This window comes from Paenirhodobacter sp. YD-8 (assembly GCF_056590935.1).
Map to the genome: position 1 here is coordinate 2,359,404 of NZ_CM152649.1, position 14,293 is coordinate 2,373,696.

General features: G+C 66.8%; 15 protein-coding genes. 9 read left to right on the forward strand and 6 right to left on the reverse strand.

All coding sequences use genetic code 11. The features are described from left to right. Window positions 1-85: 85 nt before the first annotated feature. The gene (locus tag AC0QTQ_RS11450; protein WP_121534724.1) at window positions 86-403 is read right to left on the reverse strand and encodes an antibiotic biosynthesis monooxygenase; all 318 of its coding nucleotides are present in this window, start codon (window positions 401-403) and stop codon (window positions 86-88) included. A 273-nt stretch (window positions 404-676) separates the two neighbouring features. Here AC0QTQ_RS11450 and AC0QTQ_RS11455 point away from each other — a divergent pair, with 273 nt between their 5' ends. The 4 genes from AC0QTQ_RS11455 (at window position 677) to AC0QTQ_RS11470 (ending at window position 4,547) form a co-directional block, all read left to right on the forward strand. Further along, window positions 677-1,780, forward strand: coding sequence for an ABC transporter substrate-binding protein (locus AC0QTQ_RS11455; protein WP_480256690.1), 1,104 nt, complete (start codon window positions 677-679; stop codon window positions 1,778-1,780). Between the two features lie 72 nt (window positions 1,781-1,852). Next, window positions 1,853-2,725 carry an ABC transporter permease gene (locus tag AC0QTQ_RS11460; RefSeq protein WP_480256691.1) on the forward strand — a complete coding sequence of 291 codons (873 nt, stop codon included), beginning with the start codon at window positions 1,853-1,855 and terminating at the stop codon, window positions 2,723-2,725. Continuing rightward, window positions 2,722-3,504, forward strand: coding sequence for an ABC transporter permease (locus tag AC0QTQ_RS11465; RefSeq protein ID WP_480256692.1), 783 nt, complete (start codon window positions 2,722-2,724; stop codon window positions 3,502-3,504). The genes AC0QTQ_RS11460 and AC0QTQ_RS11465 overlap by 4 nt, the downstream gene beginning before the upstream one ends. Further along, window positions 3,501-4,547: an ABC transporter ATP-binding protein gene (locus tag AC0QTQ_RS11470; protein ID WP_480256693.1), complete on the forward strand. Its 1,047-nt coding sequence runs from the start codon at window positions 3,501-3,503 to the stop codon at window positions 4,545-4,547. Before AC0QTQ_RS11465 ends, AC0QTQ_RS11470 begins: the two co-directional genes overlap by 4 nt. Window positions 4,548-4,819: 272 nt before the next feature. Here AC0QTQ_RS11470 and AC0QTQ_RS11475 read toward each other — a convergent pair whose 3' ends face one another. Further along, complete coding sequence (locus AC0QTQ_RS11475) at window positions 4,820-5,026, reverse strand: cold-shock protein (protein ID WP_121534728.1); 207 nt, start codon at window positions 5,024-5,026, stop codon at window positions 4,820-4,822. 371 nt (window positions 5,027-5,397) lie between these two features. On the opposite strand from AC0QTQ_RS11475, the gene AC0QTQ_RS11480 reads away from it, so the two are divergent. The 5 genes from AC0QTQ_RS11480 (at window position 5,398) to AC0QTQ_RS11500 (ending at window position 11,544) form a co-directional block, all read left to right on the forward strand. After that, the gene (locus AC0QTQ_RS11480) at window positions 5,398-5,904 is read left to right on the forward strand and encodes a TRAP transporter small permease subunit (protein ID WP_480256694.1); all 507 of its coding nucleotides are present in this window, start codon (window positions 5,398-5,400) and stop codon (window positions 5,902-5,904) included. Beyond that, entirely contained in the window at window positions 5,904-7,229 is a 1,326-nt protein-coding gene (locus AC0QTQ_RS11485; protein WP_480256695.1) for a TRAP transporter large permease, read from the forward strand. Before AC0QTQ_RS11480 ends, AC0QTQ_RS11485 begins: the two co-directional genes overlap by 1 nt. A gap of 53 nt (window positions 7,230-7,282) precedes the next feature. After that, window positions 7,283-8,323 (forward strand): TRAP transporter substrate-binding protein, encoded by a 1,041-nt coding sequence (locus AC0QTQ_RS11490; protein WP_480256696.1) that lies wholly within the window; start codon window positions 7,283-7,285, stop codon window positions 8,321-8,323. A gap of 360 nt (window positions 8,324-8,683) precedes the next feature. Beyond that, a complete protein-coding gene (locus tag AC0QTQ_RS11495; RefSeq protein WP_480256697.1) occupies window positions 8,684-10,852 on the forward strand; it encodes a YjbH domain-containing protein in 2,169 nt (722 codons plus the stop codon). Beyond that, on the forward strand, window positions 10,849-11,544 hold the full coding sequence (locus AC0QTQ_RS11500) for a YjbF family lipoprotein (protein WP_480256698.1): 696 nt from the start codon (window positions 10,849-10,851) through the stop codon (window positions 11,542-11,544). Before AC0QTQ_RS11495 ends, AC0QTQ_RS11500 begins: the two co-directional genes overlap by 4 nt. A 170-nt stretch (window positions 11,545-11,714) precedes the next feature. Here the strand turns inward: AC0QTQ_RS11500 and AC0QTQ_RS11505 are convergent, their stop codons facing one another. The 4 genes from AC0QTQ_RS11505 to AC0QTQ_RS11520 form a co-directional block, all read right to left on the reverse strand. Further along, entirely contained in the window at window positions 11,715-11,903 is a 189-nt protein-coding gene (locus AC0QTQ_RS11505) for a hypothetical protein (protein WP_164879952.1), read from the reverse strand. A gap of 252 nt (window positions 11,904-12,155) precedes the next feature. Next, complete coding sequence (locus AC0QTQ_RS11510; RefSeq protein ID WP_121534733.1) at window positions 12,156-12,941, reverse strand: metal ABC transporter permease; 786 nt, start codon at window positions 12,939-12,941, stop codon at window positions 12,156-12,158. Continuing rightward, window positions 12,934-13,722 (reverse strand): metal ABC transporter ATP-binding protein, encoded by a 789-nt coding sequence (locus tag AC0QTQ_RS11515; protein ID WP_121534734.1) that lies wholly within the window; start codon window positions 13,720-13,722, stop codon window positions 12,934-12,936. The genes AC0QTQ_RS11510 and AC0QTQ_RS11515 overlap by 8 nt, the downstream gene beginning before the upstream one ends. Then, entirely contained in the window at window positions 13,719-14,222 is a 504-nt protein-coding gene (locus AC0QTQ_RS11520) for a Fur family transcriptional regulator (protein WP_480256699.1), read from the reverse strand. Before AC0QTQ_RS11520 ends, AC0QTQ_RS11515 begins: the two co-directional genes overlap by 4 nt. Between the last annotated feature and the right edge of the window lie 71 nt (window positions 14,223-14,293).

Here is a 14,293-nt window from a genome sequence, read left to right on the forward strand (position 1 = left end):
CCGCACCGCAGCACAATCCCGGGCGCCGCGCAAGGCAGGCGGCGCCCGTTGCGGGGAGAATACGGCGTTTTCGGCCGGCGCGAAGTCAGAAAACGGCGCCGACCTCGTACATCACCGGCTCGAAACTGCGGCACAGCGTGGCGATGTGGCGGTTGCGCGTGATCATCTCGGGGGTGCGCAGCATCGCCTGATAATCGCCGCGCTTTTCCCATTTCGAGTAATTCGCGATCCGGGTCTGCGCGTCGTTCATGTGCAGCCCCGCGCCAAGGAATCCGGGCTGGAGGCGGATGCAGTTCTCATAGGCATCCTCGAGCGCGGCCATCAGCTCGGCCGCGGTGGCGGGGGTCATCTCGAACGTGCAGATCACCGTCTGCCCGTCAAAATCCGTCGTGATTTCGGTCATGTGTCGGTCCTCCCTCGGCCATCCTGCCATGGCTGCGACAAAAAATCACGCATGCTGCCGTGCCGGATGACGACGTGACGGCAGGCGGCACCGGAAGATGACAGTCGCGCAACAGATTTGTTGCAACGCGCCCGGAATCGGGCAAGTCTTGCCCCGCTGGTCAAAACTTGACGGCCCGAAGGCGCCCGTGTCGCGTGACTGTCACAGAAGGCGCCTAGGTGCATCCTGCAGCCCATCCCGGGCCCAGGCTTCCGACACACGGGGAGAGACCGAATGACGATGAAACCGATGCACTGGCTCGCCGGCGCCGCCGCGCTGCTGGCCACCACTGCGCTCGTCCACGCCGAAGACATGTCCGCACTCGAGGCGGCGGCGAAGGCCGAGGGCATGCTGACCACGATCGCGCTGCCGCACGACTGGTGCGGCTATGGCGCGGTGATCGACGGCTTCAAGGCCAAGTATCCCGACATCAAGGTGAACGAGCTGAACCCCGACGCGGGCTCGGCCGACGAGCTCGAGGCGATCCGCGCCAACAAGGGCAACACCGGCCCGCAGGCCCCCGACGTGATCGACGTCGGTCTTTCCTTCGGCCCGCAGGCCAAGGAAGAAGGGCTGCTCCAGCCCTACAAGGTCTCGACCTGGGCCGAGATCCCGGACAACATCAAGGACGCCGACGGCTACTGGTACGGCGACTATTACGGCGTGATGTCGTTCATGGTGAACAAGGACCTCGTCGACACCGTCCCGACCGACTGGGCCGATCTCGCGAAGCCCGAATATGCCGGCCAGGTGGCGCTGGCGGGTGACCCGCGCGCCTCGAACCAGGCGATTCTCGCGGTGCTCGCCTCGGGCCTGTCCGAGGGTGGCAAGGCCGGCAAGGACGCCGGCGAGAAGGGCCTCGGCTTCTTCAAGAAGCTGAACGACGCGAAGAACTTCGTTCCGGTGATCGGCAAGGCCGGCACCCTCGCGCAGGGCGCGACGCCGATCGTGGTGACCTGGGACTACAACGCGCTGGCCGCGCGTGACACGCTCGCCGGCAACCCGCCGGTCGAGGTCGTGGTGCCGGCCTCGGGCGTGCTTGCCGGTGTCTACGTGCAGGCGATCTCGGCCCATGCGCCGCATCCGAACGCGGCGAAGCTGTGGATGGAATACATCTACTCGGACGAGGGCCAGAACCTCTGGCTGAAGGGCTATTGCCACCCGGCGCGCTTCAACGCGATGGCCGCCAACGGCAAGGTTCCGCAGGAGCTGATCGACGCCCTGCCGCCGGCCGAAAGCTATGCCAAGGCCTATTTCCCCTCGCTCGACGAGCAGGCCGCGAACAAGGAAGCGGTCGTCGCCGGCTGGGACAAGGTCGTCGGCGCGAACGTCCAGTAAACCGGGGCCCCTCGCCCCTCGTGCCGCCCCCGATCCCGGGGGCGGCCTTCTCCATTCAGACCGGACCGCCCCGTGAGCGACACCCCTCCCCCCGTGCGCCGGCGCCTGCCATTGACCTGGCTCGGCCTGCTGCCCTTCGCGCTTTTCGTCGCGCTGTTCCTGATCGCGCCGACGATGAAGATCGTTCTGGGCGCCTTCCAGCGTGCCGATGGCAGCTTCACCTTCGAGAACGTCGCAGGGCTGTTCACCGATTCGATCCTGTCGAGCTACTGGATCTCGATCAAGATCTCGGTCGCCTCGGCGGCGCTTGGCTGTCTGGTGGGCTTCCTGATGGCGGCGGCGATGGTGCTCGGCGGTCTGCCGCGGGCGATCCGCTCGCCGCTGCTGACCTTCTCGGGCGTCGCCTCGAACTTCGCCGGCGTGCCGCTCGCCTTCGCCTTCCTCGCCACGCTCGGGCCGCTGGGCCTGGTAACGGTGGCGCTGAAGACGCATCTGGGCATCAACCTGCGGGTCTATGGCTTCAACATCCTCAGCTTCTGGGGGCTGACGATCACCTATCTGTTCTTCCAGATCCCGCTGATGATCCTCATCATCACCCCCGCGCTCGACGGGCTCAAGCGCGAATGGCGCGAGGCGGCGCAATGCCTCGGCGCCTCGGGCGGGCAATACTGGCGGATGGTGGCGCTGCCGATCCTCTTCCCCTCGATCCTCGGCACCTTTGCGCTTTTGTTCGCCAATGCCTTCGGCGCGGTGGCGACGGCGATCGCGCTGACCGGCTCGAGCCTGAACATCGTGCCGATCATGCTGTTTGCACAGATCCGCGGCGACGTGCTCGGCAACCCGCATCTGGGCTATGCCATGGCCTTCGGCATGATCCTGATTACCGGCGTGGCGAACGTGCTCTATATCGTCCTGCGCATGCGCTCCGAGAGGTGGCTGAAATGAAACGCGCTGCCGCCTGGGCGATCCTGCTCCTCGGGATGGCCTATTTCATCCTGCCGCTCCTCGGCATGGTCGAGTTCTCGCTGTCGATGAAGCGCGGGATCTACAGCCTCGAGGCCTATCGCGTCGTGCTGGCCGATCCGCGCTTCCGCGAGACCTTCACCTTCTCGGTGGTGATGGCGCTGCTGACCATCGTCGTCGGCATGGCGATCGTGGTGCCCACCGCCTTCTGGGTGCGGCTGAAGATGCCGGGGCTGCGGCCCTATGTCGAGTTCGTCACCCTGCTGCCGCTCGTCATCCCGGCGATCGTCATCGTCTTCGGCTATATCCGGCTTTACAACACCTCGAGCGCGCTGCCGCTGACCGGCACGATCTTCGGCACCAACCTGCTGCTGGTCTTCGGCTATGTCACCCTGTCGCTGCCCTACATGTATCGCGCCGTCGATACCGGGCTGCGCACCATCGACGTCGCCACCCTGACCGAGGCGGCGCAGTCGCTCGGCGCGGGCTGGGTCACGATCCTGGCCCGGGTGATCCTGCCCAACGTGCTCGTCTCCGTCCTCTCGGGCGCCTTCGTGACCTTCGCCATCGTGATGGGCGAGTTCACCATGGCGGCCCTGCTCAACCGGCCGGCCTTCGGCCCCTATCTGCAGCTGATGGGCGCCAACCGCGCCTACGAGCCCTTCGCGCTGGCGACCATCGCCTTCGTCATCACCTGGGCCTGCATGGGGCTGATCCAGCTCGTCACCCGATTCTCGAAACACGACAAGGCTGCGCGATGACCTTCCTCTCCCTCTCTCACCTCGAAAAGAGCTTCGGGCCGACGCGCGTGGTGAAGGATTTCAACCTCTCCGTCGAGCAGGGCGAGTTCATCTCGCTGCTGGGTCCCTCGGGCTGCGGCAAGACCACGGTGCTGCGCATGGTCGCGGGCTTCGAGACGCCGAGCTCGGGCGCGATCGCGATCGACGGCGCCGACATGGTTCGGCTGCGTCCGAACGCGCGCAACATCGGCATGGTGTTCCAGGCCTATGCGCTGTTCCCGAACCTGACCGTGGCCCAGAACGTCGGCTTTGGCCTGAAGGTGAAGGGCACGCCCGCGAAGGAGATCGCCGGCCGGGTCGAGGAGATGCTCGACCTGATCGGCCTGCCCGATCTCGGCGGGCGCTATCCGTTCCAGCTCTCGGGCGGGCAGCAGCAGCGCGTGGCGCTTGCCCGCGCGCTGGCCCCGCGGCCGCGGGTGCTCTTGCTTGACGAACCGCTCTCGGCGCTCGATGCGAAGATCCGGGTGTCGCTGCGCAACGAGATCCGCGCGATCCAGCGCCGGCTCGGCATCACCACGATCTTCGTGACGCACGATCAGGAAGAGGCTCTGTCGATGTCGGACCGGATCGTCGTCATGCATCAGGGCGTGGCCGATCAGGTCGGAACGCCCTTCGAGATCTACAACACCCCCGCCACCCGCTTCGTGGCGGGCTTCGTCGGCACGCTGAACACGATCGAAGCCGAGGTGAAGGATGGTGCGACCGGGCGCGTGGCGCTGGCCGGCACCGAGGTGGTGCTGCACCGCCCGATGACCGGGGATCGCGTCACGCTGGGGCTGCGCCCCGAGGCGGTGCGCCTGGGTCAGGGGGCGTGCGAGCTGGGTCTGTCGGGCAAGATCACCGAGGTCGATTTCCTCGGCTCGGTGATCCGTCTGCGTGCCGATCTCGGCGGCCAGAGCCTGGCCTTCGACACGTTCAACGCAGCCCATTCGGTGCCGCCGCGGGTCGGCGAGACGGTGGTGCTTGGCCTGAATGCCGCGGATCTGATGGTGATCGGCGCCTGAAGAGAGGGGGCGCTGCCCCCTCGGCCCTTCGGGCCTCACCCCGGGGATATTTGGGGCAATTGGAAGCCAGGAGCCGGGAACACGCGGACAAGCGCGAACCCGCGGACAAGAAGGCCTGTCGCGGCGGGTCGGATCTGCGATGTGCGGGAGAGATGGACGCGGGGCGCGGGCCATCGGGAGGCCGGGCCGTCGCGAGTGGGGTCCCCGGCTGTCGTCGGGGAACCGGATTTCAGCGGATCGCCGGGCCCCTGTTCGGGGCCCGAAGCCGGGGATCAGGCCAGAGCCAGATCGCGCGCCGACTGACGGCCGTCACGGCCGGTCTCGATCTCGAAGGTCACCTTCTGGCCGTCGGCCAGGTGCGGGATGCCGGCGCGTTCAACGGCCGAGATGTGCACGAAGATGTCCTTGTCGCCGCTTTCCGGCTGGATGAAGCCGAAGCCCTTGGTGGCGTTGAACCATTTCACGGTGCCCTTGGCCATCGTGAGATCTCCTTTTATGTTTGCTGCCCACGAAATTGCGGCAGCCCGGCTTGGTCAGATCGAGAAGCAGACTGAAGCCGATAAAGGAGACAGGTGCGGTCAGATTAACGTAGCGATGAACAACATAAGGCCGGTTTCCCATATTGCAAGGGGTTTATCTGTCGCAGGCTTTCCCGCCTGCCACCAAAACAGGCAGGGCGGCCGGAGTTCGCGCAAAGCGCGGCCGGCGCGGATTGTAACGGACGGTCAAAATCCATCGGGCGTTGACAGCCGCGTGAGCGCAGGCCGAGCCTGCCCACAACACAAGAAGAACAGACCACCGACAGGGGATGATGAATGACCGGCTTGTCCGCCCGGCGGCAGAGGCACTGATGCCCGCTGCCTTGAAATCCTATGTGCATCTGGTCGACACGCTGAACCGCTGGCTCGGGCGCGTCGCGATGTATCTGCTCTACGCGATGATGGCGATCCTGCTGTGGTCGTCCTTCACCAAGATCCTGCATATCCCGGCGATCTGGACGCTCGAGATGGCGCAGTTCACCCTGGTGGCCTATTACATGCTGGGCGCGCCCTGGGCGCTGCAGACCGATGCCAATGTGCGCATGGACCTGCTCTATTCGCGCTTCACCACGCGCGGCCAGGCGGGCCTCGACGTGTTCACCGTGTTCTGCCTGATGTTCTATCTGGGCGTGATGCTCTGGGGGGCCTTCGACTCAACCGTCTATTCCTTCGAGGTCGGCGAGCGCAACCCGACCGCCTGGCGCCCGGTGCTCTGGCCGATCAAGGTGATCATCAGCCTCTCCTTTGCGCTGATGCTGCTGCAGGCGGTGTCGATCCTGATCCGCGACGTGGCCACCCTGCGCGGGGAGAAGATCTGATGGATCACAACACCATCGCGCTCCTGATGTTCTCGACGATGCTCCTGATGATGATCACCGGGCAGCGGGTGTTCGGCGCGATCGGCGTCGTCGCCGTGGTCGCGGCGCTGGCCCTTTGGGGGCCGGGCGGCACCGACATGGGCTTTTCCGCGGTGATGAAGCTGATGAAATGGACGCCGCTGCTGACGCTGCCGATGTTCGTCTTCATGGGGTACGTGATGAGCGAGAGCCGGCTCGCCGAAGACCTCTACCGGATGTTCCATGTCTGGTTCGGCCCCCTGCCCGGCGGGCTTGCGATCGGGACGATCCTGCTCATGGTGATGATCTCGGTGATGAACGGGCTCTCAGTCGCGGGCATGGCGATCGGCGCCACCATCGCGCTGCCGGAACTCGTGCGGCGCGGCTATGACCGGCTGATGATCTCGGGGGTGATCCAGGCGGGCTCGAGCCTCGGCATCCTGATCCCGCCCTCGGTGGTGCTGGTGCTGTTCTCGCTGATCGCGCGGCAGCCGGTGTCGAACCTGTGGCTTGCGGGCGTGGTGCCGGGCATGCTGATGGCGGCACTCTTCGTCCTTTACATCGTGATCCGCTGCAAGCTGAACCCCGCCCTCGCCCCGCCGATGCCGGCCGACGAGCGCGCGCAGGTCTCCTGGCCCGAGCGGTTCCGGCTGTTGCGCGCGGGGCTGTTGCCGGTCTTCATCTTCGTCGCGATGATGGTGCCGTTCCTGAACGGTTGGGCGAGCCTGACCGAGGCCTCGGTGATCGGCGCGCTCGCCTCGGTCGCGGCGGCGCTGGTCAAGGGCCGCTTCACCCGGGCGGTGTTCGAGACCTCGACCCGGCAGACACTGATGATCACCGTGATGTTCATGATGATCATCACCGCGGCGCTCTCTTTCGGCGCGGTCTTCGACGGGCTCGGCGCGGGCCGGGCGATCAACAACTTCTTCCTGAACAGTCTGGGCCTTGCGCCCTGGCAGGTGCTGGTGCTGATGCAGGCGAGCTTCCTGGTGATGGGGATGTTCCTCGACGACACCGCGATGCTGGTGATCGTGGCGCCGGTCTTCGTCAGCCTGGCGAAGAGCCTGGGCTTCGATCTGGTCTGGTATGGCGTGCTGTACACCATCACCTGCCAGATCGCCTATCTGACGCCGCCCTTCGGCTACAACCTGTTCCTGATGAAGGCGATGGCGCCGCCCGAGTTCACCCTGCCGGTGATCTATCGCTCGGTCTTTCCCTTCGTCCTCGTGATGGTGGCCACGCTGGTTCTGGTGATGGTCTTCCCCGAGCTCGCACTGTGGCTGCCGCGCGAGGTGCTGGGCCGCTGACCCCCAATTCCAAACGACCCCGAACGGGGCATTCGACCAACAAGGAGAGACAGATGACGACGACCAGACGGAAATTCCTCGCCACCGGCGCCGTGGGGGCCGCGGCGGCGGGGCTCGCCGCGCCTGCGGTGGCGCAGGAGAAGGCGATCAAGTGGCGGCTGCAGACCTATGCCGGTCCGGCGCTGGCCGAAGAGGTGGTGAAGCCCGCGATCGAGGCCTTCAACACCATCGCCAATGGCCAGATGGAGATCGAGCTTTACACCTCGGACCAGCTCGTGCCGACCGCCGAGCTGTTCCGCGCGATGCAGAACGGCACGATCGACGCGGTGCAGTCGGATGACGATTCGATGGCCTCGCCCACCGAGGTCACCGTCTTCGGCGGCTATTTCCCCTTCGCGCTGCGCTATTCGCTCGACGTGCCGGCGCTCTTCAACTCCTGGGGGCTGAAGCAGATCTGGGAAGAGGAATATGCCAAGGTGGGCATCAAGCACATCTCGGCGGGCTCGTGGGACCCGTGCAACTTCAACATGAAGGAGCCGATCAACAGCCTCGCCGACCTGAACGGCAAGCGCGTCTTCACCTTCCCGACCGCGGGCCGGTTCCTGGCGCAGTTCGGCGTGGTGCCGGTCACCCTGCCCTGGGAAGACGTCGAGGTCGCGCTGCAGACCGGCGAGCTGGACGGCCTCGCCTGGTCGGGCATCACCGAGGATTACACCTCGGGCTGGTCGAAGGTGGCGCCCTATTTCCTGACCAACAACATCTCGGGCGCCTGGATCGGCCATTTCTTCGCCAACATGGACCGCTGGAACGAGGTGCCCGATCACCTCAAGCAGCTGATGCAGACCTGTTTCGACCAGTCGCATTACCATCGGCAATGGTGGTACTGGGCCGGCGAGGCGAAGCTGCGCGTCGAGGGGGCGGACATGAAACTGACCTCGATCCCGGCCGAGGATTACGCCAAGATGGAAGCGGCCGCGCACAAGTTCTGGGACGAGATCGCCGCCGAGAGCCCGCTCAAGGCGAAGGTCGTCGAGATCATCAAGAAATACAACGAGACCATGGTAAAGGCCGGCCAGCCCTACCGTTACGGCTGAGCCCGGGGCGGCCCGCCCCGGCGCGGGCCGATCCCGCAGGGACGGGAAGGGAAAAGACACTGGCGCGGCGGCAAGGGACGCAAGACCGCCGCGCCGGCATCTGTCCGCCCTGGCCGGCAGCGCTGGCAAGCCGAGGGTCGGGCGGGCATCCGATTCTCCCTCGGGAACGGCGCTCATGATATCATGTATTTTCGATGCTTCATTGGGGCGGATTGCCGCAACCCCGCCCGGCGATTGCGAAACTGCCGCAAGGTGATGCAGTGGCGCCAGAGACGGCAGGGTTTTGCCACAGGCCACGGCTTTCCTCTCGCTCCGGTGAGAAAAGCCGGTATAACTGGCGCAAAGACGGCGGAGGGAAGCGTGACGGTCTCGAGCATTCAGCGCAAACGCAGACGCAGGGCAAAGGTTGCGGGGGCGCTTGGCGCCTTCTCCGTTGCGGCCGGCATCGCCGCCCCGGCGGGCCACGCAGAGCCGCTTGTCGGGCAGAGCCGCAACACCTTCGGCATGCCCGGCCTGATCGACATGCCCTCGGCCGAGATGCGCCCCGACGGCGAGCTCGGCCTGTCGCTGACGGGGCTGAACGACGGCACCATGCGCAACACGCTGACCTTCCAGATCGCGCCGCGCCTGACCGGCGCCTTCCGCTATTCGAAGGTGCCCGGGCTGATGCCGAAGGACGACGGCACCGGCCGTTACGAGGCGCTTTACGACCGCTCCTTCGACATCCGCTTCCAGTTCCTCGACGAGGGCAAATGGGGCTGGACCCCGGCAATGGCGATCGGGTTGCAGGACTTCATCGGCACCGGCGTCTATTCCTCGGAATACATCGTCGCGACGAAGAGCATCGGCCCGAAACTGCGGGTGAGCGGCGGCCTCGGCTGGGGCCGGCTCGGCTCCTTCGGCTCGATCGGCTCGACCGGCACCCGGCCCGACTACGACGTCACCAGCACCGGCGGCAAGTTCAACTCGGGCTCCTGGTTCAAGGGCGATTTCGCCCCCTTCTTCGGCGTTTCCTATGCCGCGACCGACCGGCTGACGCTGAAGGCCGAATATTCCTCCGACGCCTATGTCAAGGAAACGCTGCTCGACGGGTTCAACCGCAACAGCTCGATCAACTTCGCCGCCGACTATCAGGTGAGCGAGTTCTTCGGCGTGCAGCTTTACTACATGTACGGCGAAAAGGTCGGCTTCCAGTTCGTGCGCAACATCAACCCGCACGAACCGCCCTTCCCCTCCGGGATCGAGAAGGCGCCGCTGCCGGTGCGGCCGCGCCCTGCCCCCGCCGCCGATCCCGAGGGCTGGTCGGGCGCCTGGGCGGCCGATCCCGAGGTGCATCCGGGCATCCAGAAGGCGCTGGCGGCAAGCCTTGCCAAGGACGGCCAGATCCTCGAGTCGATGTCGCTCAGCGCGACCCGGGCCGAGCTGCGGGTGCGCAACGAGACCTACGGTGCCGAACCGCAGGCGATCGGCCATGTCGCGCGCATGGCGACGCGCGCGCTGCCGCCCTCGGTCGAGACGATCGTGGTGACGCCGGTGCAGAAGGGCATGGCGCTGTCCTCGGTCACCTTCCGCCGCTCGGATCTCGAGCGGATGGAGAACACCAATTCCTATGACATGCTGCCGCAGGTCTCGATCACCGCGGCGCCGCAAAACGCCCCCGGCCTCGTGCGCAGCGACGCGCTCTACCCGCGCTTCCAATGGGCGCTGACGCCCTATGCCGAGGCCTCGATCTTCGACCCCGACAACCCGTTCCGCCTCGACGTCGGCGCCGAGCTCTCGGGCCGCTACGAGATGGCGCCGGGCCTCGTGCTCTCGGGCAGCGTGCGGCAGAAGGTGATGGGCAACCTCGACGACACCACGCGCGACTCGAACTCGGTGGTGCAGCATGTGCGCTCCGACCTCGTCGAGTATCAGAAGAACGGTGACCTCGCGATCCAGCGCCTGACGCTGGCGAAATACGGCCATCTGGGCGAGAACCTCTATACCCGCGTCAGCGTCGGCTATCTCGAGCGGATGTATGCGGGCGTCTCGGGCGAAGTGCTCTGGGCGCCGGTCGACAGCCGCCTCGCCCTTGGCGTCGAGACGAACTGGGCCAAGCAGCGCGACTTCGACCAGCATTTCGGCCTGCAGGACTATTCCACCGTCACCGGCCATGTCTCGGCCTATTACGACATCGGCAAGGGCTATACCGCCGAGCTCGACGTCGGCCGCTATCTGGCCAAGGACTGGGGCGCGACGATCGCCATCGACCGCGAGTTCGAGAACGGCTGGAGCGTGGGCGCCTTCGCCACCTTCACCGACATGTCCTCGAAGGATTTCGGCGAAGGCTCGTTCGACAAGGGCATCCGCCTGACGATCCCCGTCGCCTGGACCACCGGCCGGCCCTCGGTCAACAAGCTGAAGACCACGATCCGCCCGCTGATGCGTGACGGCGGTGCGCGGCTCGACATCGACGGCCGCCTCTACGAGACGGTGCGCATGGCGCATACCGGCGACCTTTACGACAGCTGGGGGAGATTCTGGCGATGACGGGCCTTCGGAACCGGGCACTCGCCCTGGCCGCGGTGATCGGTCTGAGCGGGCTCGCCGCCTGTGGCTCGGACACCAACCAGACCGAGAACAGCCGCATGGCGGGCGAGTCGCTCAAGCAGATCTTCTCCGTCTTCAAGCGCGACAAGACCGTGGCCGCCGCCCCCGATGCCGAGGCGATGGCACGTTCGGCGCTCGAGCTGAACAAGGGGCCGCTGATCCTGCTGTCGCAGGAGACGCCGAAGAACGTCACCATCCTCGGGATGATCGGCGAGAACGGCACGATGCGCACCTTCGCCACGCCTTCGATGCAGTCGGTGATTCTGCGCGGCGGGATGCTGGCGGGCACGCGCGGGCTCGGCTTCGACATGATGTCGGCCGAGGTCGAGCAGACCGGCCGGCTGATCCGCGCCCGCACGCCCGGCACCGGCAAGAAGGTGATCCGCTACCTCGACGGGCTCGGGCTCGAGCGGCCGATCCCGCTCGACTGCACCGTCAGCGTCGGCGCCGACACGAGCTATCCCTTCGCCGGGAAGACCTGGTCGGGCCGGCAGGTGGTCGAGCATTGCGAGGGGCTGGGCATGAAGATGGACGACACCTTCATCGTTTCGTCCGCGGGTCAGATCGTCGCCTCGCGGCAATGGATCTCGCCGCAGCTCGGCTATGTCACGATCCAGACCGTGCGCCCCTGAGCGCCACGCACCATCCCCCGAAACGACAAAGGCGCGCCCATGGCGCGCCTTTTGCCTGTCGGGCCCTGCCCTTGCCGCATCGCGCGCTCCGCTCGTCGGGCGGGCAAAATGGACAGGGCCGGGAAGCGATGCTTCCCGGCCCCTTTCGAGATCCCGAAGGATCGTCGAAATTAGTTCGACGACGCGGCGACCGCGATGCCGACGAGCAGCAGCGCCGGGATCAGGATGCCGGCGTTCGACGACGACGACTGCTTCACGACGACCGGCTCGGCTTCGACGACCGGAGCGGTGTAGCCGCCGGCGAAAGCGGTCGAAGCCGACAGGCCGAGGGCGAGAGCGATGGTGGCGAGTTTTTTCATAGTAATCTCCGTCATTACCTTTGGGAGCCGCCTTCTCTGGCAGCATCGGGGCGAGAGTTGCACAGCCGATGCGCGTTGCAAAGATAGAATCTCGCGCCGCGATGCGCGCGCGGTCCGGACTGTTGCACTTTGGCATGAGTTTCACCCGCCCCTCCGCCCCGCGCCATACACGGTCGCGTGATCACGCGGGTTTCCCGGGGAAACCCGCGTGATTCCGGGAGTTTGCCGGCGTGTTTGCGGGCGCGGCGCGACTCAGCCGCGCCGACGCACCAGCAGCGAGATCACGAAGAGAACCGCCGCCGCCGCGACAATCGACGGGCCGGCCGGGGTGTCCCAGCTCAGCGAGGCGGCAAGCCCCGCAAGCACCGAGAGGCTGCCCACCACGGTCGCGCCAAGCGCCATCACCTCGGGGCCGCGCGCAATCTGCCGCGCCGCAGCGGCGGGCAGGATCAGCAGCGCCGAAATCAGCAGGGCGCCGACGATCTTGATCGCCACCGCGACGGTGAGCGCCAGTGCCAGCGTCAGCACCAGCTGCTCGGCCCGCGGGTTCAGCCCCGAGGCCTGCGCCAGCTCCTCGTTCACCGTGGCGGTCAGCAGCCCCTGCCAGCGCCAGGCAAGCAGCAGCGCGACCAGCGCCGACCCCGCCCAGATGATGCCGACATCGGCCCGGCTCACGGCCAGGATATCGCCGAAGAGATAGGCGCTCAGATCGACGCGCAGCCCCGAGATGAAGGAGGCGGCGACAAGCCCGAAGGCGAGCGCCGCATGGGCCAGAACGCCCAGCAGCGTGTCCATCGCATGGCCGCGCCCCGACAGGATCGCCACCGTCACCGCCATGGCGAGCGCCACCGCGAGCGTGCCGACATAGATCGACAGGCCGAAGCCGAAGCTGAGCGCGACGCCCAGAATCGCGGCATGCGCCGTCGCATCGCCGAAATAGGCCATGCGCCGCCACACCACGAAGGAACCGAGCGGCCCGGTGGCGAGCGTCAGGCCGATGCCGGCAAGACCGGCACGCATCAGGAAATCGTCAAGCATGATCGTGCTCGTGGCTGTGGGGATGGGCGCAATGCGGCGCGCTCGGATCGTGGCCGTGGCCCTCGTCCGCCTCGTGGTCGTGATCGTGCTCGTGGCGGTAAAGCGCAAAGGCGCCGCCGGTGCCGAGCCCGAAGAGCGCGCGATATTCCGGCGCCTCGGAGACCACGCGCGGGGTGCCGGCGCAGCAGACATGACCGTTCAGGCAGATGACGCGGTCCGAGGCCGACATCACCACATGCAGATCGTGGCTGACCATCAGCACCGCGCAGCCGGTCTCGCCGCGCACCTCCTCGATCAGCTTGTAGAAGGCCGCGGTGCCGGGCTGGTCGAGGCCCTGCGTCGGCTCGTCGAGGATCAGGATGTCGGGGCGCGCCAGCAGCGCCCGCGCCAGCAGCACGCGCTGGAACTGCCCGCCCGACAGCCGCGCGATCTGCCGCCCGCCAAGCCCCGGCACGCCGGTGCGCATCAGCGCCGCCTCGGCCGAGACATCGTCGACCCGCCGCGGCAGCGACAGGAAGCGGCGCACCGTCATCGGCAGGCTCGGATCGATATGCAGCTTCTGCGGCACATAGCCGATCACCAGATCCTCGCGCCGGCTGACCGTGCCGCTTGCCATCGGTTCGAGCCCGATCAGCGCCCGGATCAGCGTCGACTTGCCCGAGCCGTTCGGCCCGACCACGGTGACGATCTCGCCGGGCGCGATGGTGAAATCGACCTGCGACAGCACTTCGGCGTCGCCGTGGCGGACGCTGAGCCCCGAGGCGGTGATGAGCGGGATCATGGCGTCTCCTTCGCGGCGCAGACGGGGCACAGGCCGAGCGCCTCGATATTCGCGCGCTCGATGGTGAAGCCAAGCGCGGCGGCGGCCTCGTCGAGCGCCGCGCGCACCGGCGCGCCGGGCGCCTCGGCGACGCTGTCGCACTCGCGGCAGATCAGGAACACCGGCGCATGCGCCTCGCCCGGGTGCATGCAGGCAGCAAAGGCGTTGAGCCGCCGCACCCGATGCGCCAACCCGTTCTCGACCAGGAACTCGAGCGCGCGATAGGCCACGGGCGGCTGATTGCCGAAGCCCTCGGCGGCAAGCCGGTCGAGCATCTCATAGGCGCCCATGGCACGGTGCGATTCGAGCAAGATCTCGAGCGTGCGGCGCCGCACCGGGGTCAGCCGCGCCCCACGCCGCGCCGCCTCGGCCTCGGCGCGGGCCAGCGTCTCGCCCATGCACTGACTGTGATCATGCGTCGCGAAGGCCGCGGCGGCGTCGGAATCCGGTTCGGAGCTCATGTTATCTTATCACATTTCTCTTGACGCGTTACGATATAACATAAATAACCGAGGCCCCGATCACAAGAGAT